This is a genomic window from Bartonella australis AUST/NH1 (genome assembly GCF_000341355.1).
Lineage (GTDB): Bacteria > Pseudomonadota > Alphaproteobacteria > Rhizobiales > Rhizobiaceae > Bartonella > Bartonella australis.
Map to the genome: position 1 here is coordinate 841367 of NC_020300.1, position 21747 is coordinate 863113.

General features: G+C 39.8%; 16 protein-coding genes. 1 reads left to right on the forward strand and 15 read right to left on the reverse strand.

What is annotated here, in order from left to right; all coding sequences use genetic code 11:
* The first annotated feature begins 97 nt into the window (after positions 1-97).
* Entirely contained in the window at positions 98-1909 is a 1812-nt protein-coding gene (locus tag BANH1_RS03585) for an extracellular solute-binding protein (protein ID WP_015398059.1), read from the forward strand.
* Between the two features lie 295 nt (positions 1910-2204).
* Here BANH1_RS03585 and mfd read toward each other — a convergent pair whose 3' ends face one another.
* The 15 genes from mfd to nuoG all read right to left on the reverse strand — a co-directional run bounded on the left by mfd (position 2205) and on the right by nuoG (position 21714).
* Positions 2205-5693 carry a transcription-repair coupling factor gene (gene mfd, locus BANH1_RS03590; RefSeq protein WP_015398060.1) on the reverse strand — a complete coding sequence of 1163 codons (3489 nt, stop codon included), beginning with the start codon at positions 5691-5693 and terminating at the stop codon, positions 2205-2207.
* Positions 5694-5701: 8 nt separating this feature from the next.
* Positions 5702-5986: an FAD assembly factor SdhE gene (locus tag BANH1_RS03595; protein ID WP_015398061.1), complete on the reverse strand. Its 285-nt coding sequence runs from the start codon at positions 5984-5986 to the stop codon at positions 5702-5704.
* 60 nt (positions 5987-6046) lie between these two features.
* Positions 6047-6727, reverse strand: a complete 681-nt coding sequence (locus BANH1_RS03600; RefSeq protein WP_015398062.1) for an ABC transporter ATP-binding protein — start codon at positions 6725-6727, stop codon at positions 6047-6049.
* A complete protein-coding gene (locus BANH1_RS03605; protein WP_041583230.1) occupies positions 6727-7995 on the reverse strand; it encodes a lipoprotein-releasing ABC transporter permease subunit in 1269 nt (422 codons plus the stop codon). The genes BANH1_RS03600 and BANH1_RS03605 overlap by 1 nt, the downstream gene beginning before the upstream one ends.
* A gap of 11 nt (positions 7996-8006) precedes the next feature.
* The gene (gene proS / locus BANH1_RS03610) at positions 8007-9332 is read right to left on the reverse strand and encodes a proline--tRNA ligase (protein ID WP_015398064.1); all 1326 of its coding nucleotides are present in this window, start codon (positions 9330-9332) and stop codon (positions 8007-8009) included.
* A 242-nt stretch (positions 9333-9574) separates the two neighbouring features.
* A complete protein-coding gene (locus BANH1_RS03615; protein ID WP_015398065.1) occupies positions 9575-11251 on the reverse strand; it encodes a ribonuclease J in 1677 nt (558 codons plus the stop codon).
* 53 nt (positions 11252-11304) lie between these two features.
* The gene (locus BANH1_RS03620) at positions 11305-12114 is read right to left on the reverse strand and encodes a biotin--[acetyl-CoA-carboxylase] ligase (protein ID WP_015398066.1); all 810 of its coding nucleotides are present in this window, start codon (positions 12112-12114) and stop codon (positions 11305-11307) included.
* The gene (nuoN, locus tag BANH1_RS03625) at positions 12114-13568 is read right to left on the reverse strand and encodes an NADH-quinone oxidoreductase subunit NuoN (RefSeq protein ID WP_015398067.1); all 1455 of its coding nucleotides are present in this window, start codon (positions 13566-13568) and stop codon (positions 12114-12116) included. Before nuoN ends, BANH1_RS03620 begins: the two co-directional genes overlap by 1 nt.
* A gap of 19 nt (positions 13569-13587) precedes the next feature.
* Positions 13588-15057 (reverse strand): NADH-quinone oxidoreductase subunit M, encoded by a 1470-nt coding sequence (locus tag BANH1_RS03630; protein WP_015398068.1) that lies wholly within the window; start codon positions 15055-15057, stop codon positions 13588-13590.
* Complete coding sequence (gene nuoL / locus BANH1_RS03635) at positions 15057-17021, reverse strand: NADH-quinone oxidoreductase subunit L (RefSeq protein WP_015398069.1); 1965 nt, start codon at positions 17019-17021, stop codon at positions 15057-15059. Before nuoL ends, BANH1_RS03630 begins: the two co-directional genes overlap by 1 nt.
* Before the next feature lie 7 nt (positions 17022-17028).
* A complete protein-coding gene (nuoK, locus tag BANH1_RS03640) occupies positions 17029-17337 on the reverse strand; it encodes an NADH-quinone oxidoreductase subunit NuoK (RefSeq protein WP_015398070.1) in 309 nt (102 codons plus the stop codon).
* Positions 17338-17350: 13 nt separating this feature from the next.
* Positions 17351-17971, reverse strand: a complete 621-nt coding sequence (locus BANH1_RS03645) for an NADH-quinone oxidoreductase subunit J (protein ID WP_015398071.1) — start codon at positions 17969-17971, stop codon at positions 17351-17353.
* 99 nt (positions 17972-18070) lie between these two features.
* On the reverse strand, positions 18071-18562 hold the full coding sequence (nuoI, locus tag BANH1_RS03650; protein ID WP_015398072.1) for an NADH-quinone oxidoreductase subunit NuoI: 492 nt from the start codon (positions 18560-18562) through the stop codon (positions 18071-18073).
* A gap of 11 nt (positions 18563-18573) precedes the next feature.
* Positions 18574-19620, reverse strand: coding sequence for an NADH-quinone oxidoreductase subunit NuoH (gene nuoH, locus BANH1_RS03655; RefSeq protein ID WP_015398073.1), 1047 nt, complete (start codon positions 19618-19620; stop codon positions 18574-18576).
* Between the two features lie 24 nt (positions 19621-19644).
* A complete protein-coding gene (gene nuoG / locus BANH1_RS03660; protein ID WP_041583232.1) occupies positions 19645-21714 on the reverse strand; it encodes an NADH-quinone oxidoreductase subunit NuoG in 2070 nt (689 codons plus the stop codon).
* Between the last annotated feature and the right edge of the window lie 33 nt (positions 21715-21747).

Genomic DNA, 21747 nt, shown 5'->3' on the forward strand with positions numbered 1-21747 from the left:
CAGTTTTTTAAGATTTGTCTAAAAATATATCAATACGCTGCAATAAAGTAAAATTACATAAATGCTATTATTATAGCTGTAGTGAAGGTGGGATTCTATGCCGTTCTGCATCACTCATTATTCCAAGTTTATTTCCGTTTTTATCGCTTTTACTTTTTGCTATGGAGCTGAAGCGGGGGGAATAGCGATGCGCGGAACGCCGAAATTACCAGATAAATTTGACTCTTTCTCTTATATATCTCCCAATGCAAAAAGAGAAGGCAAAGTTACCTACGGCGTCGTGGGAACATTTGACGGATTAAATCCATTTGTTATCCGTAGTTTTCGTACTACTGCAAGAGCGCTTTTTATTGACGCGGATTTCTCTGGTCTTGTTTATGAGGCGATGATGGTGCGTTCTCGTGATGAGCCTTTTACACTTTATAACCTTTTAGCAGAGAAAGTTGAACTAAACGACAAACGCACTGAAATTACCTTTTTCCTGAATCCAAAAGCACACTTTTCAGATGGAAACCCTGTAACAGTCGAGGATGTCTTATTCACCATCAAACTCCTTAAAGATAAAGGAAGACCACCATTTAATCAGTACATGAAGCATATAGAAGCCACCGAAAAAATTGGCAGCCACGGTGTTAAAATAAGCTTTCCGCAATTAAAAGATCGTGAATTTCCAATTATTTTGGCAAGCACAATGCCGGTATTACCCAAACATGCCGTTAATATTGATGATTTTGAGAAAAATGGACTAACTAAAATTCCAGGAAGCGGTCCTTATGTTATAGAACACATTGATCCGGGTGAACGAATTATCTACAAGCGCGATCCCAATTATTGGGGAAAAGATCTCCCTGTTAACAAAGGACTTCATAATTTTAGCACTATCCAAATTGAATATTTTCTCCATGATGCAGCGCGTTTTGAAGCCTTTAAAAAGGGCGATATCGACGTCTTCATTGAAACTGATCCAAACCGCTGGAGACTTTCTTATAATTTTCCAGCTGTCTATGAAGGGAAAGTTATTAAGGAAAGCTTTCCCAAAAGAACACCTGCCGATATCACTGGCTTTGTTTTTAATACACGCCGTGACATTTTTAAAGATAAAAAAGTGCGACAAGCATTATCAATGCTTTTCGATTTTGAATGGGTTAATCGCCACCTTTTTAATAGTATCTATATCAGAACAGAGGGTTACTGGGACGGATCTATTTTTTCGGCTGTTGGAAAACAAGCAAGCACAAAAGAAAGAGCGCTTTTAGCGCCTTTTCCTGATGCAGTTCTTCCTGAAGTAATGGATGGAAGTTGGCATATGCCCAAAATAAATGGGCCAGATATAGCGCGATTAAATGCTCAAAAAGCCTGGGATTTACTGCAACAAGCGGGTTTTACTAGGAAAAATAACAGAGCCATTGCCCCCAATGGTTTGCCATTTCAATTCGAAATTATGACTCAAACACTTGACGAAGAAAAAGTTGCGCTCGCCTTTCAGAGTAGTTTAGCGCGCCTTGGTATTCATATTCAGATAAGAACTGTTGATGATGCTCAATATCAAAACCGCTTAGGAATGTTCGATTATGATATGATTATCGGAAAATTCAGGAACTCTCTATCCCCGGGTAATGAACAAATAAATCGTTGGAGTTCAGCATCTCGGAATTTAAAAGGAAGTTATAACTTTGCAGGGGCAGCGGACCCTGCTATAGATGCAATGATAACAGCAATGCTTTCCGCAAACTCAAACGACGATTTTATCGCTGCAGTTCGCGCTTTGGATAGAATTCTCATTTCCGGCAGTTATTATATACCGCTTTATCATTTACCTGACCAGTGGGTAGCCTACTGGTCGTACATCAAACACCCTGCTTACACACCATTATATGGGTACTACCTTCCGGCTTGGTGGCGCGAGTAAAAAATAAATGATAAAATAATCTTCAAATTTCTTTTTTACTTCACATTCTACTCGGGTTAAAAAATCCAGAAAAAATGATTTTTTTGTTAGTTTATTGAATTTCAAGATTATTTTAGCAGGCCCCGCCTACTTAACGTCCGAGCTGTTTATCAGTTCAGAAGTGCCGCATAAAAACTTTACAAAAAACTTAAACACAAAAAAGCCCCGAAAACCTTACACACATAAATATTAACCTATGACATTATTCGGAAACGCTATCGTAAAAACATTACTATAGTAAAGCACAAGAAAGATGTTACTTTGCCATTTCTGCAAGCTGCATCATAATAAGTTCCGCGCTGGCGATTCTTTGTTCTACTGCTGGGGAATCTTGAATAAAAACAATACCCTGATCTGATCTAATTTTTACTGTTGGGCCTTGCTCTCTGATCCATTCAATAAGGCGGGCGCTATTCTCAAAATGATTATTGCGAAACTGCACAACAATTCCCCTTGGACCTGCGTCTAATTTTTCTACATGTGCTTTCCGGCATAATGCTTTAATATAGACGACTTTGAGGAGATGCTGAACTTCAAGCGGGAGAGGACCAAAACGATCGATTAATTCAGCTCCCAGCCCATTAATTTCTTCTAAATCATCCAGCTCCATTAAACGACGATAAAGCTCTATACGCAATGATAAATCGGATACAAAATTTTCTGGTATCATCACTGCTGTACCAAGTGAAATTTGGGGTGACCACTGGCTATTTTCACTATGTTTACCATCTTTTAGCTCGGAGACCGCCTCTTCAAACATTTTTTGATACAGCTCAAATCCTACTTCCTTGATATGCCCTGACTGCTCTTCACCTAGAAAATTGCCTGAACCGCGAATATCCATATCGTGACTAGCTAATTGAAAACCGGCTCCCAAAGTGTCGAGAGATTGTAAAACTTTGAGACGGCGATCGGCAGAAGGTGTTAAGACTCTACCAGGAGGAAAAGTAAAGAGCGCGTAAGCGCGTTGCTTCGAGCGCCCCACCCTGCCACGTAACTGGTAAAGTGCGGAAAGACCGAACATTTCGGCATGGTGCACAATTAATGTATTAGCTGTCGGAATATCAAGACCTGATTCAATAATAGTTGTAGAAAGCAGTACATCATATTGTCTGTCATAAAATGCATTCATAATATCGTCCAGCTGTCTAGCCGGCATTTGCCCATGAGCTACAACAAACTTAATTTCGGGTACATGAGTTTTCAGATATTTCTCCACGTAGGAAAGGTCAGAAATACGAGGACAAACGTAAAAACTCTGCCCACCACGGTAATACTCGCGAAGCAATGTTTCGCGTATAACAAGTGCATCAAAAGGTGAAATAAAAGTGCGCACAGCTATTCTGTCGATGGGCGGAGTGGTTATTAATGAAAGTTCTCGTAACCCCGATAAGGCGAGCCCTAAAGTTCGCGGTATGGGGGTTGCCGAAAGCGTGAGAACGTGAATATCACTTTTAAACTCTTTCAGACGTTCTTTATGTTTGACACCAAAATGCTGCTCTTCATCGATAATAAGCAACCCTAACCGCGAAAAATTGATTGATTCACTAAGTAATGCATGTGTTCCGATAGCAATATCTATCTTACCTTCTGAAATATCCTTTTTAACTTGTGCCAGTTCTTTTGCTTTCACAAGTCTTGAGACATGACCAATCTTAACAGGTGATCCTTGAAAACGTGAAATAAAGGTTTTGTAATGTTGCCGTGAAAGCAAAGTTGTTGGCACCACAACAGCGACTTGATAACCATTTAATGCTGCAACAAAAGCACTTCGGATGGCAATTTCTGTTTTTCCAAAACCAACATCACCACATATCAATCGATCCATTGGCTTTCCTACTGCTAAATCATCTAGAACAGCGTCAATTGCATCCATTTGATCTTCTGTTTCTTCATAAGGAAAACGCGCAACAAATTCATCAAATGCTCCAATTGGTGGAAGCAAAGAAGGTGCAGAATGCGTAGAACGCTCTGCAGCTATGCGGATTAATTGGCCAGCAATGTGCAATAAATGTCTTTTAAGTCGTGTTTTACGTGCTTGCCAAGCAACACCGCCTAACTTATCCAACGCTACATCCGCCGATTCAGCTCCATAACGCGATAAAAGTTCAATATTTTCAACAGGTAGAAATAATCGATCACCTCCTGCATAATTAATTTCAAGACAATCGCGCAAAATTCCAGTTGTCATGATGGTTTTGAGACCAATAAATTGCCCAATACCATGTTCGATATGCACAACGATATCACCAGAATTTAATGCAGAAATTTCAGAAATAAAATGTGCACTGCGCTTACGCCGTCTTACTGGTCTTATTAATCGATCCCCGAGGATATCTTGTTCTGTTATAATGGCAAAATCCCCAGTATCAAAACCATGCTCAATCATTATAACAGCCGCTAATATATGATCTTGCGGCACTGCCTTTGCAGCTTTCAACGATTTTACAATTTCTATTTTTTGTAGTCCATATTCGCCAAGAACCTGCAATAAACGATTCATAGACCCTTCGCTCCAGCAAGCTAAGAGCACTTTTTTTCCATTAGTACGCAATGAAGCAATATGGTCAACCACACTTGAAAAAACATTTTTGTCTTGAGCGTTACGCTCTTTTACAAAATCATATCCCGATGTAACATTTGAGTGAATAATTCTCTGTCCAAAAGTATCCGGAACACTAAAAGGCGTAAAATCGATACGCTGGCCCGATTGTTGCGTGCGAGCTAAAATTTGCTTCGGCGTTAAGTAAAGAAGTTCAGGCTCTACTGGATGATAAAAAATATTGCTTTCTCCATTGTTTTCACGCTCTTTGCGTGCACTATAATAATCTTCGATAAGGCGACGGCGCTCGACAAGAGCCTCTTCAACGAGGTGCTCACAGACAACAAGTGGATCGCCGCAATAATCAAAAAAATTGTCAAGATTTTCATAAAAAAACGGCAACCAATGCTCCATACCAGCAAAGCGTCGTCCTTGAGAAATGGCCTCATAGAGCATATCAGTTTTTTGAGGCACCCCGAACACACGAGTATAATTATTTTTAAACCGACTGATAGACTGATGAGTGAGAATAACTTCACTCATTGGCTGCAAAAAAAAGTCATTTCTATTGGCTATTGTCCGTTGCGTAGCTGAATCAAATACACGAATTGTTTCTAGAGTATCTCCAAAAAAATCAAGACGAAAAGGTTCAATTTCACCAGGAGAAAAAATATCAAGGATTCCTCCTCTTACAGCAAATTCGCCAACGTCACGCACAACAGTAGTACGCTCAAAGCCGTTGCACTCTAAATAACGGACCAAATCGCTCATACAAACTCGTTGACCAACATGCGTGTGAATAATCTTCTCACTGGCAATCGTACAAGGTGGTAATTTTTGGATAATTGCATTTGCCGTTGTCAATATAATCGCAGAACGCGGATCTTTGCACAAATTTAACATACAAGCTAAAGTTGAAATCCGACGTGCACTAACAGCAACTCCAGGCGACGCACGATCATAGGGCAAACAATCCCATGCAGGAAATTGAAAAATAGGCAAATTGGGTTCAATAAAACTCAAAGCTTGCTGTAAATCAGCAATTTTCGTTCCATCGCGCATAATATAGACAAGCGGCCTATCCCGAGCAATTTCCGAACTTAATTTAGCAAGTGCAAAAGGCTCAAATCCGTCAGTAACACCATCAAAGATCGTACTAATATGGGCATTTGTTGAAGCGATAGTTTTCTTTAATACAGGCATCTTTTTAATTAAAACTTGTGTAAGTGATAATGTACAATATCGCGAAAAAGCGGGCTATTTACCTCAGGTGGCGCGGCAATCTCCCCCGTAACCCATGTAAGCAAATCGCGATCTTCAAAAGACATAATATATTCAAGTTCGGAAATTTTTTCATCACTCATCCCAATGATATGTGCATCAACATATTGTCCTAGGATTAAATCCATTTCACGAATACCTCGATGCCGTGCGCGAAAAACCAATCGACGGCGGCGTGCGTCCAGTTGATTTTTATCAATTACAAAACTTGTCATGAAATCCCCTCAACAGACGAAAATAAGCGTAAACTATCATATAAATGGCGTACTTCATCTTCAAGGAAGTTCGACAATTTTCTTTCCTTTTAATGTAATTCGGCGGTTCATTTGTTTGGCCAAACCGTAATTATGTGTCGCGATAAGCGCAGCGAGCCCAGATTGACGAACCAGTGCGGATAAAGCTTGAAATACATAAGCTGAAGTTACAGGATCGAGATTCCCTGTAGGTTCATCGGCCAAAAGTACAGAAGGAGCATTTGCCACTGCGCGCGCAATCGCAACACGCTGTTGTTCGCCACCTGATAATTCTGATGGGCGATGTTTAGCACGGTGAGAAACGCGAAGATATGTTAATAATTTAAATGCCCGATCCTCTGCTATCGATTTTTTTAACCCCGCTATCATTTGCGGTATCATGACATTTTCTAAAGCTGTGAATTCTGGAAGCAAATGATGAAATTGATAGACAAAACCGATATCGTTCCTTCTGATTATCGTTTTTTCATTATCAGGACATTTTGCGCAAGGAACGCCCCGTAATAAAACATCACCAGCTGTTGGCCTTTCCAATAACCCAGCAATATGAAGAAGTGTCGATTTTCCGGAGCCAGATGGTGCAACAAGTGCTACAAGCTCTCCACGATTAAGAGAAAAACTCGCCTTATCCAAAACAACCAAAGGCTTATCGTTATCAAAAAAGCATCGCTCAATTTCGACAAGCTCTAAAACAGCAGACATCACTCGTACCTCAAAGCTTGTACAGGATCTAACTTAGAAGCCCGCCACGCTGGAATAAGTGTGGCAAGAAATGACAAAAGTAAAGCCATCACAGCCACTATAACAGTCTGGCCCCATGCAATCCGGGCCGGCAACTTTGTTAAAAAATAAAGTTGAGGATTGAAAACATCAACATTAAACAGCCAAGATACAAAATCTTGGATGTGATTAATATTTGCTGTAGCTAAAACACCCAAAGCTAATCCCAGTATTGTTCCAATAGATCCAATAACCATACCTACAGTGATAAATATACGCATGATCGCACTCCGGTGCGCTCCCATAGTACGTAAAATCGCAATATCACGACTTTTATCTTTTACAAGCATAATCAAGCCCGAAATAATGTTTAAAGCAGCGACAAGAATGATAAGAGAAAGAATAAAAAACATGACATTACGCTCAACCTGTAAGGCTGAAAAAAAAGCCTGATTGCGCATACGCCAATCAATCAAATAAATTTGTTGATCAATATTTTTTTCTATAGCTGGCTTGATTTGATCAACAGCATCGGGATCATTAAGAAATAATTCTAAAGATTGGACTCCGCTTCCCAAATTAAAAAATATTTGCGCTTCGCGAAGAGGCATAAAGACAAATATTGAATCATATTCGGACATACCAACCTCGAAAATGGCGAGCACTTTGTAAGCTTTGACACGTGGTGTAACTCCAAAAGGCGTTACGTCACCATCTGGCGTAATAATACGAAGATCACTTCCAACTGTGAGACCTAACTTTTCTGCTAAGCCCTTTCCGATCGCCACACCTTCCTCTTTATCAAACTGGGCAAGCGTACCTGATTTAATATTTCGTGATACTGTTTGAAGTTTTTCCAGATCTTCTTTACGCATACCGCGGACTAAAGCGCCAGTTCCTCCCCCGATATCACCCTGAGCGAGCGCTTGACCTTCAACAACTGGTAAAGAAAACTTGACACCATCTATAGATTCCAAAGAAGAAATAAGACTATTATAATCGACAAAATCAGAATCAACTGCTTGAACGACGAGGTGTCCGTTCATGCCAAGAATGCGGTCGAGGAGTTCTGTACGAAAACCGTTCATCACAGCCATCACAACAACTAAAGAGAAAACTCCCAACATAATTCCAATTAAAGAAATAATTGAAATAACAGACGTAAATACGTGTTTTTTATTTGGAATCATGTAACGAAAGGCGATCATCCACTCATAAGATGAAAGGCACTTACTTTTCAAACTTCTCATAATACTGCCCATCAAGCTGCAGAAAATCGGTTAAGTGTGGCTTCAACTGTCAAAATTTCTTTTAAACCCGTTTTTCGATCTTTAACTTCAACTTCATTTTGTACGACGTTTTTAGGACCAACAATTATCTGTATTGGCAAACCGATTAAATCCATCGTTGCAAATTTTGAACCAGGACGCTCATTTTTGTCATCTAATAACGGATCAAAACCGGCGCGTATAAGTCCCTGATAAAGAGTTTCACATATATGACTACATTTTTTGTCATCTGGTTTCATATTAATAATACCAAAATCAAACGGTGCTACAGATTTTGGCCAAATAATACCACTTTCATCATGAGAAGCTTCAATTATCGCTGCAACAAGACGTGAAGGCCCAATTCCATAAGACCCCATACAAACAAGATGTTCTTTTCCATCTCGTCCCGTAACCTTCGCGCTCATTGGAGCAGAATACTTGGTGCCAAAGTGAAAAATATGCCCTACTTCGATACCACGTGCTGCAATTTGATTGTTTTTAGAAATTTTAATCCACTCTTCTTCACTGTGCATTTCCTCCGTTGCAGCATAAAAAGACGTCCACTGTTCAACAATGCTAGCCAAAACAACCTTGTCAGTAAAGTCGACAGAAATATGCGGGATAGTAAGTTCGAGAAATCTTTTATCACAAAATATAGAGCTTTCACCTGTTTCAGCCAGAATAATAAATTCGTGGCTGAGTTCTCCACCAATAGGACCTGTATCAGCACGCATAGGAATCGCTTTTAAGCCCATACGAGAAAAGGTACGTAAATAAGCGATAAACATACGGTGGTAAGAAGTCCTCGCGCCTTCAATATCAATATCGAAAGAATAAGAATCTTTCATTAAAAATTCTCGTGAGCGCATCACACCAAACCGTGGACGAATTTCATCACGAAATTTCCACTGAATATGGTAAAGATTAAGTGGAAGATCTTTATAAGAACGAACATATGAACGGAAAATATCCGTCACCATCTCTTCATTCGTTGGACCATAAAGTAGGTCACGTTTTTGGCGATCTTTAATGCGCAGCATTTCAAAGCCATAATCATCATAGCGGCCACTTTCACGCCAAAGATCAGCAGACTGAATCGTAGGCATTAATATTTCTAAAGCACCGGCTCGCTCTTGCTCTTCGCGAATAATCGCGCAAATCTTATCAAGGACTTTTTTTCCAAGTGGGAGCCAAGAATAAATTCCCGATGTTTGCTGACGAATCATGCCAGAACGTAACATAAGCTGATGTGAAATAACTTCTGCTTCCTTTGGATTTTCTCTTAAAATAGGAAGGAAATATTGAGAAAGGCGCATTGAAATTATTAACTCCTCATCAGTCTCATCAAATTGGGATAATTTAGATATATTATATGCTAAGCTATAACTAAATTCTAAAAGCTTGCAAATACGGCAACTTAAATATCAAAATTTCATACGCCATTTTCTTTTCATTTCAATCATATAAATATAATAGATACATATCCTAGCGATATGGTGAAGCCAACAATTTCTTCCCTATTTTTATAATTAAGGAAAAATATATAAAACAAAAATCCTTATTTCGACCGATGTAAAAAAACTGTACAAACAGGCTTCTTTCCCCAAATTTCATTAACAGCCGCTCGCACCGAACGCCGTGTTGCTTCTCGAATAAGCTCGCTATTTTTCCGTTTAATTCGCGGAATATTATGAACAGTATTTCCTACAATATCTAAAAGAATATCTTTCAATAACTCCCCCTTACCATTATTTGCAGGCAAACCAAATGTAGTAAGGCCAATGTCACTAAGTAAATCGTGCTTACTGTTCATATGAAGGGAAACAGACACATAACCGACGTAACTTAATTTACGACGCTCACTAATTCCTAATTCATCTTCATCACCGATTAGACGGCCGTCTTTATAAATACGACCAACAAATTCTTGCTCGATAACCTCCCCCGGCTCTGGCGCAAGGCGCAGTACATCACCATTTCTGATTTCAGAAACAATTTCGATGCCTGATTGGCGCGCTAACGTTGCTTGAGCTGAAAGATGCAACGCCTCACCGTGTACAGGAACGAGTATTTTGGGCTTTACCCAATCATACATCTGTAAAAGCTCTGAACGGCGAGGATGACCAGAAACATGGACGAGAGCATCATCGTTTGTAATAACTTTAATTTTCTGATCAATAAAACGATTTTGTATCTCAATAATAGCTTTTTCATTTCCCGGAATATTGCGTGATGAATAAATAACCGTGTCGCCCGGAGAAAGGGAAATATTTCTCATTTCATTTCTCGAAAATTTTGCTAATGTGGCAGATGTTTCACCTTGACTGCCCGTTGCCACCAAAACAATATTTTTCCGTGGAATATGAGCATAATCATCTTCTGTTATAAATGGCGCTACATCATCCATATAACCAAGCTCTTGCGCCACTGAAACGCAACGCTTTAAGGAACGACCTAATAAGAGAACTTGACGCCCGGCAGCTTCAGCAGCAAAAGCAATCGAACGTATTCGGCCTATATTAGACGAAAAGGTTGTGATCACAACCCGGCCTTCAGCTTTCAGAATAATTTTGGAAAGGCTTTCCTGAACTTGTTGTTCCGATGGCGATATACCGTCCCGGAGTGCATTAGTAGAGTCGCAAACTAGCGCTAAGACACCTTTTTGCCCTAAAGCGCGGAAGCGTTTTTCATTTGTTTTAGCTCCAAACGAAGGAGTATGATCAATTTTCCAATCACCGGTGTGAATGACATCACCTAAAGATGTTGTAATTGCCAAAGAAACAGATTCCGGAATCGAATGATTAACGGCTATAGCTTCGATCGAAAATGGACCAATCTGCAAGCAATCACCTGCTCTAAAAATATTAAATGGAATTTTATGGTATCCACAATCTGATTGCCTTTTGCTCTCCAATAACCCAGCGGTAAAAGGAGTACAATAAAGCGGAATCTTAAGTCTCGGCCATAAATCAAAAACAGCACCATGATGATCTTCATGAGCATGTGTCAAAATAAGACCGCACAAATTATATTTTTCACTTTCCAGAAAACGAATATCTGGCAAAATGAGATCTGCCCCCGGTAACTCCGGACCGGCAAAACTAACCCCCATATCAACAAGTAACCATTCACGGCGATCTTTTGGGCCGAATCCGTAAGCAGCCAAATTCATCCCTATCTCCCCCACACCTCCTAAAGGGAGAAAAACCAATTCATTTTTGTTAGCAGAAGCCACGAATATCTCCTCACCTACTAAAAGATGACATCACGATGAATAAATTTTATAAGCTAATAACAACCTGCATGAACGGAAGCAGCCAAGCCAAAATGAACATCTCCGGCTGTTATGATTGCCCGACGACCATTTTCTTGTTTTACAACACAGTTAAAATCACAATCAAGACCTTCAAAGAGACCTTCGATAATCTTTCCATCATTGACTATTTTGATATTTTGCCCAAGGTGGGAAGAATATAAAAGCCATTTTTCACGGATTATATCACCCCCCCCTTGCTGTTTCCAAAGAAGATAATTTTCAGCAAAATACTGCGTCAGAACTGTAAATAATTGTTTATTATCAATATCTAAACCAATATTTTTTATACAAGATGTTGGATATGACGTGTCCTTATAATGGTATTTCACATTCATTCCAATACCAATAATTAACGCATACTTTTGCGAAGTTAATCTAGAAAGCTCGAGAAGAATTCCAGAACTTTTTTTCCCCTGAAGCAAAATATCGTTAGGCCATTTTAAACTAATAACACTATCAGCACAGCTTTTATCCTTTATAAACTGCCTGACCGCTTCGACCATACTCACCCCAGCAACAAAACTAAGATAAGCAGCGGTTTTAGGATTGATATCATCGATTAATAAAAGACTGGAATAAAAGTTCCCTTTCGGGCTATACCACGCTCTACCTCTCCTAGCTCTTCCTTGTGTTTGCTCTTCCGCAACAATCCAAAGTTGACCGCGGTGGCCAGCATTTGCTTTTCGTTGTGCAACAAGATTTGTTGAATCAACACTTTCATATGATTCAACATCATATCCTTGTTTTTGTGCGAAATTTGATAATGCATAAACCATATTCATTAAAACAACGATGCCGCTGCTTTTCCAGCTAATTCAGAAAATAAAATTCCAAAAAATGTATAAAATAGAATAAATAATACAGAAGTTATGAGACAGAACTTTAATTCGCTTGATAAAACAATAAAGCTAGATTTTACCTCATCGAACCACATAATTTTTATCACCCGTAAATAATAAAAAGCACCAATAACAGAAGTCAGCATACCGACCACGGCGAGTGGAGTAAGCCCTGCATGAACAGCCGCTGAGAATGTATACCACTTACCAAAAAAACCAGCCATAGGTGGTATACTTGCCAAAGAAAAAAGCTGTATTGTCATCATAACGGCCATAAACGGATTTGTCTTTATAAGCCCCGAAAGATCATAAATATTTTCAACATTCTTATCGTGAAATCGCATTCCAAGGATGAAAGCAAATGAACCGACTGTCATACAGAGATAAATGGTCATGTAGAGAATAACACTTTTAACCCCAACTATATTTCCGGCAGCCAAACCGACAAGGGCATACCCCATATGACTAATAGACGAATAAGCCATTAACCGCTTGATATTTTTTTGACCAATCGCCGCAAATGCCCCTAAAATCATTGATGCAATCGCCATAAATACCAAAATTTGCTGCCACGCAGGCATAGAGCTATCAACATTATCTAGCGGGACAAAAATCACAACAATGACGCGGATAATTAATGCCATTGCCGCGATTTTAGGGGCACTAGCAAAAAATGCCGTAACAGGTGTTGGTGCTCCTTCATAAACGTCAGGGGTCCACATATGAAACGGAACTGCAGAAATTTTGAAGGCTAAGCCCGCCAAAATAAAAACGATTCCTATAATAACACCAAGTTGTAACGCCCCGCTCTTCAAAGCAATGGTAATTTCATGAAAACCAATCTGGCCGGTAAAACCATAAAGTAAAGAAATACCATAAAGCAGTAACCCCGAAGATAATGCACCTAAAACAAAATATTTTATACCTGCTTCAGAAGATTTTACATTATCACGTTTAATTGCAGCTAAAACATATAGAGCCAGTGATTGTAGTTCTAATCCCATATAAAGTGATAGCAAATTACCAGCTGAAATCATGAACATCATGCCAAGAGTCGCTAAAAGGACTAAAACAGGAAACTCAAATATATCGAATTTCTGAGCACAGCTAAAACCAACCGACATAATGAGAGAAAATAATGCGCCAATAAGCATCAAAACCTTCATATAGCGACCAAAAGAATCAATAATGAGTGCATTTGTACAGAAAAAACCATTTTTGGGGAAAATAATTATAATAACGATAATTGCTACAAGAAGAGCAATCGCCAAACCAGTGATCGTTAAATATGAACGCGGGCCAGAATAAACGCCGACTAAAAGTAGCACAACTCCTCCTAACGCTACTAAAATTTCTGGAAAAATTAACACTAATTGAGCTATTATTTCTGTTTGCATGCGTGTTTAATCTCTTAGTTTAGTGCAGGTTATTGATGAGGTTTGTTACCGCAGATGCTGTCGTTTTGAGAATAGGTGTCGGATAGACACCAAACAATATTGTGAGGATAACCATCGGATAAAGAATGAACTTCTCTCTTAAAGAAAGATCAACGAGTACTTTCAAGCTTTCCTTATCCAAAGAGCCAAAAATAACACGCCGGTAAAGATAAAGTGCATAAGCCGCCGACAAAATAACACCAGTCGTAGCAAAAATTGCAACCAGCTTATTAACTTGAAAAACACCTATTAATGTCAAAAATTCCCCCAAAAATCCTGAACTTCCAGGTAATCCTACATTCGCCATGGTGAAGATCAAGAACACGACAGCATATTTAGGCATCTTATTCACTAAACCACCAAAAGCCGAAATTTCGCGTGTATGCACACGATCATAAATAACGCCAACGCAAAGAAACAACGCTGCAGAAACAATTCCATGCGATAACATTTGATAAATAGCACCTTGGATGCCTTGTTCGTTAGCTGCAAAAACGCCCATCGTCACGTACCCCATATGAGCCACCGACGAATAAGCAATAAGTTTCTTGATATCATTTTGGACGAGCGCCACCAACGATGTATAAATAATAGCAATGAGTGATAATGTAAAAACAAAAGAAGTAAAATTAGCCGAAGCAATAGGAAACATTGGCAAAGAAAAACGGAGGAAACCATAACCACCCAGTTTAAGTAATATACCAGCTAAAATGACAGAACCCGCTGTTGGCGCTTCTACGTGAGCATCGGGGAGCCATGTATGAAATGGCCACATTGGCATTTTAACCGCAAAAGAAGCAAAGAAGGCGAGCCACAGCCACGTCTGCATATCTGTAGGAAATTTGTAGGTCAATAACGTGGGTATATCAAGCGTCCCTGCTTCCCAATATATAGCCATGATGGCGACCAACATGAGCACCGAACCAAGCAAAGTATATAAGAAAAATTTCATGCTCGCATAAACGCGACGTGCACCGCCCCAAACACCAATGATAATAAACATCGGAATTAGGCTGCCTTCAAAAAAAACGTAAAACAGTACCGCGTTAAGCGCGCAAAAAACTCCGATAATCGCTACTTCAAGAAGCAAAAAAGCGATCATATAAGCTTTCAACCCATCCTTAACGGTTTCCCAACTCGCTAAAATACAAAAAGGCAATAAAAAAGCCGAAAGAACGATAAAAAGCACAGAAATACCGTCGATTCCCATATGATAGCTGACACCGCTCCCCAACCAATTAAATTTCTCAACCATCTGAAAATCAGAGTTTGTATTATCAAATCCTGCCCAAATAACTAAGGAAATAATAAACACAAATATAGCTGTAAAAAATGCTACATTGCGTATATTACATCTTGCCGTTTCGCTGTCGTCTTTGATTAACAAAATTAAAATTACACCAACAAGCGGCAAAAATGTAATAGTAGAAAGAATAGGCCAGTCGGTCATTAATTTAAGCTCCCGATCGTCATCCACGTGATCAATACTGCAACACCAATGAGCATTGCGAATGCATAGTGGTAGAGATAGCCGGTCTGCATTCGAACAACTTTATTTGTGATATCAATAACACGTGCCGCAATACCATTTGGCCCTAAACCATCAATAATTTTACCGTCGCCTATTTTCCAAAGAAAATATCCAATTTTAAAAGTCGGACGCACAAAAAGAACATCATAAATTTCATCAAAATACCATTTATTATAAAGAAAACGGTATAATGTAGGCATCAATTTAGCGAGTATTTTTGGAATCGAAGGGGCAAGGACATAGAATAGGTATGATAAAATGAACCCAATAACCATTGCTGTAAATGGCGACCATTTTACCCAATTTGGAACATCATGTGCCTCATGAAGAATAGAATTATGCTCCCCTGTAAATAAGGCACCTTTCCAAAAAGAGTCGTATAAATCACCAAAAAAATAAGGCTGAAAAACCACACCAGCAAACAATGCCCCGATAGATAAAATAAACAGCGGGATCAACATAACAGGCGCTGATTCATGAACATGGTGCATAACATCAACAGTTGCGCGCGGCTTACCATGAAACGTCATAAATATGAGTCTCCACGAATAAAAACTCGTCAGAAAAGCGGAAAAAACGAGAAGCCAGAAAGCATATCCTGCAGCAATATTATGCGATGCAAAAGCAGATTCTATAATCGCATCCTTTGAGAAAAAGCCCGCTGTTCCCCAAGATGTTCCAGGAACTCCGACACCTGTTAATGCAAAAGTTCCTATAATCATCATCCAATAAGTCACTTTTATATGTTTCCGCAGCCCCCCCATTTTTCGCATATCCTGCTCATCAGATACTGCGTGAATTACAGAACCAGCTCCGAGAAATAACAAAGCTTTAAAAAAAGCGTGCGTAAAAAGGTGAAAAACGGCTGCTCCATAAGCCCCAACGCCTAATGCAACGAACATATAACCAAGCTGCGAACATGTAGAATAAGCGATAACACGTTTAATATCATTTTGTACTAACCCTACGGTCGCCGCAAAAAACGCGGTCGTTGCTCCAACAATAACAATTACCGTCAAAGCAGTAGAAGAAAGTTCAAAAATTGGCGACATACGCGCAACCATAAAGACCCCAGCAGTAACCATTGTCGCTGCGTGAATAAGCGCAGATACAGGCGTCGGTCCTTCCATCGCATCAGGAAGCCACGTATGCAAAAAAAATTGCGCTGACTTGCCCATAGCGCCAATAAACAGAAAAAGACACGTAATAGTGATCGCTGCCTGCCCATCAAGCTGCCACCCCCAAAATGTTATGCCTTGTACGAAATCATTATCTGCCGCCTTTGCGAAAATAGACGAAAAACTAACTGACTGAAATAAAACAAAAATACTAAAGATTCCCAAAAGAAAACCAAAATCTCCAACACGATTAACTACAAAAGCTTTCATCGCTGCCTTATTAGCGGAAGCTCTTTGAAACCAGAAACCAATAAGCAAATAAGATGCGAGCCCAACACCTTCCCATCCAAAAAACATTTGGATTAAGTTATTGGCTGTCACTAGCATAAGCATCATAAACGTAAACAAGGAAAGATAAGCAAAAAAACGAGGCCTTGAAGGATCATGATGCATATAGCCGACTGAATAAATATGCACCAGTACTGAAACATTATTAACTACAACGAGCATAACAGCCGTCAATGTGTCAACGTGCAATCCCCAATTAAATGTCAACTCACCGACAGTCACCCAATGCAACAGCGGCACATCGATCATCGATGTGTTACCAATAGCAATACTTGAAAAAGCAACCCATGATAACGCGGCCACAATTATCATAAGGCTACATGTAATCAATTCACTGGCGCGGGCTCCTATAATTTTTCCACCCATAGCGGCAATTAAAAAGCCCAAAAATGGGAGAAAGACGATCGCGTAATACATCAACTTATCAGCCTTTCATTACATTAATGTCTTCAACCGCGATAGAACCACGATTACGGAAAAAAACAACGAGGATTGCGAGACCAATCGCCGCTTCAGCGGCAGCCACTGTCAAAACAAATAAAGCAAATATCTGACCAACGAGGTCATGTAAAAATGCTGAAAACGCAACAAAATTAAAATTAACTGAAAGCAATATAAGTTCAATAGACATAAGAATAACGATTACATTCTTCCTATTCAGAAAAATGCCAAAAATACCAATCGTGAACATCATTGCAGAAACAGTGAGATAATGAGTAATATCAATATGCATGACAATCTTCCCGCTAAATACCTTTGCCTGATTCAACTTTTTTGATTTCGATCGCGTTTTCCGCTGTCCTGGCGACTTGCACCGAGATCAATTGCCGTTTAACACCTGATTTATGGCGGAGCGTTAAAACGATAGCACCAATCATTGCGACCAATAAAATCATTCCAGCGATTTGAAAATAGAAAATATAATCAGTATAAAGAATATCTCCTAACGCTTGCGTATTTGTTCGCTGTGTTAAATCTGGCATTGGTTGCGTAATATGGGTTTTGAAAGCCGAAGAAAAATCGCTACCAACAAAAATAAAAATCAGCTCTACCGCAATAATAGAACCAACGACCGCTGCAATAGGAGCGTAGCGAAGTGCTCCACTTTTTAACTCAGCAAAATCGACATCAAGCATCATAACTACAAACAGAAATAAAACGGCCACAGCACCAACATAGACAACCAGCAAAATAAGTCCCAAAAATTCTGCCCCTACAAGCAAAAACAAGATTGCAGCATTAAAAAACGTCAATATCAAAAACAAAACCGAATGCACCGGATTACGCGCAGAAACAACAGCGACTGCACTTGCGAGCATTATAAAAGCGAATAGATAGAAAAATGCCGCCGCTATATCTGTCAGCATGGGCTTCCCCTCAATTAACCAAATAATTGGTGTAAAAAATCACACCTAGTTATAATTTTTGTCAAACAAAATCGTTTAACCACTCATTCAAAAATACACTCAACGATAAGGCGCATCCATCAATATATTACGGGAAATTTCCCGTTCCCAGCGATCTCCATTATCCAAAAGTTTCTCTTTATCATAATAAAGTTCTTCACGCATTTCTGTAGCAAACTCAAAATTCGGCCCTTCCACTATAGCATCAACTGGACAAGCTTCCTGACAAAAACCACAATAAATACACTTAACCATGTCAATATCATAACGAGTAGTTCTACGTGTACCGTCATTGCGCCTGGGCCCGGCTTCAATCGTAATGGCTTGTGCAGGGCAGATTGCTTCACACAATTTACATGCGATACACCGTTCTTCGCCATTAGGATAACGGCGTAAAGCATGTTCTCCGCGAAAACGTGGGGAAATAACACCTTTTTCGTGAGGATAGTTAATCGTAGGTTTCGGCGAAAAAAATTGACGCATCGCCAAAAAAAAAGCACTCACAAATTCTAATAAAAGGAGCGACTTTGCCGCTTGAATAAGACCTGACATAAAAACTCCTCTTACGCGAAACCAGCGTATTTTAAGAAAGCAGCAGTTATCACAACCATTGCCAATGAAATAGGAAGAAACACTTTCCAACCGAGCCGCATTAATTGATCATAACGGTAACGTGGCACAAACGCTTTAACCATAGCAAACCCAAAAAATACAAAACATACCTTCAAGACAAACCAAATTACGCCAGGAACCCAATTAAGCCACCAAACATCTAAAAGCGGCAACCAACCACCTAAAAACAAAATAGTTGTCAATGCGCACATTAAAACAATAGCAACATATTCACCAAGAAAAAAAAGCATATAAGGAGTTGAAGAATATTCAACCATATGACCTGCAACAAGTTCAGATTCTGCTTCGACCAGATCAAAAGGAGGACGGTTTGTTTCCGCAAGTGCAGAAATAAAAAATACAATAAACATTGGAAAAAGAACTAACCAGTTCCAATCAAGAAAACTACTAAAAGGCAAACCAATCTTTGTCCCAAATCCGCTGCTTTGTTCGCGCACAATTGTCGTGAGATCCAGTGAACCGCTCACTAAAATAACCGTTACAAGAACCAACCCGATTGAAACTTCATAAGAGACCATTTGCGCCGCCGAGCGAAGGGCTCCTAAAAAGGGATATTTCGAATTTGACGCCCACCCCCCCATAATAACTCCGTAAACTTCAAGAGATGAAATAGCTAAAATATAAAGTAAACCAACATTAATATGAGCAATTTCCCAACCTTCATTAACTGGAACAACAGCCCAACTTGATAAAGCAAGTGCGGCAGAAACAAAGGGAGCTAAAAGAAAAACACCCTTATTAGCGCCAGCAGGAATAATAGGCTCTTTAACAGCGAATTTAATTAAATCTGCAAAAGACTGTAATAATCCCCACGGACCGACAACATTCGGGCCGCGCCGTAACTGTACAGCCGCCCAAATTTTTCTGTCTGCATAAAGGAGATAAGCAATCAAAACGAGAAGAATAACTAAAAGAAGAAGCGTCTTCCCTACTATAATGAGCAACGGCAACAACCAGGCCGTAAAGAAATCATACATAATTATCCCTTGTCCCTTCTGCCTTTACTCTGAAATTCTCGTAAGACGATTCTTTGCAAGGGAAGAACAGTCAGCCATAGTTACAGAAGCACGTGCTATTGGGTTTGTCAAATAAAAGTCTTTAATCGTAGAAGTAAAGGCTTGCGTACCCAAAATACTTGTTTGCGAAGAAAGTTCTTTAAGATCAGTTACACAAGAAGGCGCTATATCACCAATGGCGCAAAAATGCGGAAAATCGCTAAACAGCTTCTGCCTTAATTGAGACAATGAATCAAAAGGAAGTCTCTGCCCTAAAACATCCGACAAAGCACGCAAAATGGCCCAATCCTCCTTTGCTTCGCCTGGAGCAAAACCAGCTCGGTTTGTCATTTGAACGCGGCCTTCTGTATTAACATAAAGCCCGGATTTTTCAGTATAAGCCGATGCAGGCAAAATCACATCAGCGGCATGTGCGCCATTATCACCATGACTTCCAATATAAATTGTAAAAGCTTTTTTATCGGCCAAGTCCACTTCATCAGCACCGAGTAAAAATAAAACTTCACAAGTTTTAATGATATTTTCGGCCCCCAATTCAGAGATAAAACCAATATCTAAGCCTCCTACAGTCGAGGCAACACTATGGAGAACGCCAAACCCGTTCCATTCTTCATTAAGAGCACCAACAATATCAGCTAATTTAGCCAAATTTTTTAAAACAGATAAACCTTCCTTTCCTGAAATTGCCCCCTCTCCAATAAGAATAAGCGGTCTCTCAGCTTCCTTCAGCACATTAAAAAAAGCAGCCTCCCCACCGATAAGTGTTTTTAAGGCATCTGTACCAGCCCCAAGATAAGAATACGGATAACGTAAATCGACCTGTTCTCCGATTAGCGCGATTGGAATTCGCCCTGTTCGTTGGCGTCTTAAAATACGCGCATTCAAAACAGCGGCCTCAATACGCGGATTGGACCCTACTATGAGTAATGCATCAGCCCGTTCAATACCTGCAATAGTCGGATTAAAAATATAACTCGAGCGTCCTAATTCGGGAGATAAAACCATACCTCTTTGACGACAATCAAATATCTTTGAACCTAGTGAAGTCAATAACGTCTTCAGTGCGTACATTTCCTCAACAGACGCAAGGTCTCCAGCAATCGCTCCAATTTTTGGTGCTGAAGCCTTAGAAATAACAGCTTTAATTTTTGCAAAAGCCTCTGACCAGCTCGCAGGTTGCAACTTTCCATATTTACGGACATACGGTTTATCAAGCCGCTGAGTGCGTAATCCGTCCCAAATAAATCGCGTCTTATCAGAAATCCACTCTTCATTAATATTTTCATTAACACGTGGTGTAATCCGCATAACTTCACGTCCACGACTATCAATGCGAATAGCACTACCAAGTGCATCCATTACATCAATCGACTCTGTTTTAACTAACTCCCATGGGCGCGCATGAAATGCGTAAGGCTTCGAAGTTAAAGCGCCTACAGGACAAAGATCAATGACATTTCCCTGCAATTCAGACGTCATAGCTTCTTCGAGATATGTCGTAATCTCAGCATCTTCACCTCGGCCAATTAAACCGAGCTCCGAAACGCCTGCAACTTCCGTCGTAAAACGAACACAACGCGTACAATGGATACACCGTGTCATAATAGTTTTTACAAGTGGCCCAATATATTTATCTTCTACAGCACGTTTATCTTCTGCATAACGAGAACAATCACGTCCATAAAACATTGCTTGATCTTGAAGATCGCATTCACCACCCTGATCACAAACGGGACAATCTAATGGATGATTAATGAGAAGAAATTCCATCACACCTTCACGAGCTTTTTTTACCATTGCCGTGTTAGTGAAGATTTCAGGGATTTCACCATTTGGACCTAACCGCAAATCACGAACACCCATAGCACAGGAAGCTTGAGGTTTCGGAGGACCACCTTTAACCTCAACCAAACACATACGACAATTTCCAGCAATCGATAAAGATTCATGAAAACAAAAACGCGGCACTTCAGCACCCGCAGCTTCAGCTGCTTGAAGCAGTGTATAGTAATCAGGAACTTCAATTTCTTTACCATCAACTTTGATATTTATCATCATTAATCCAGCCTGTGGATGCCCCCTATCTAA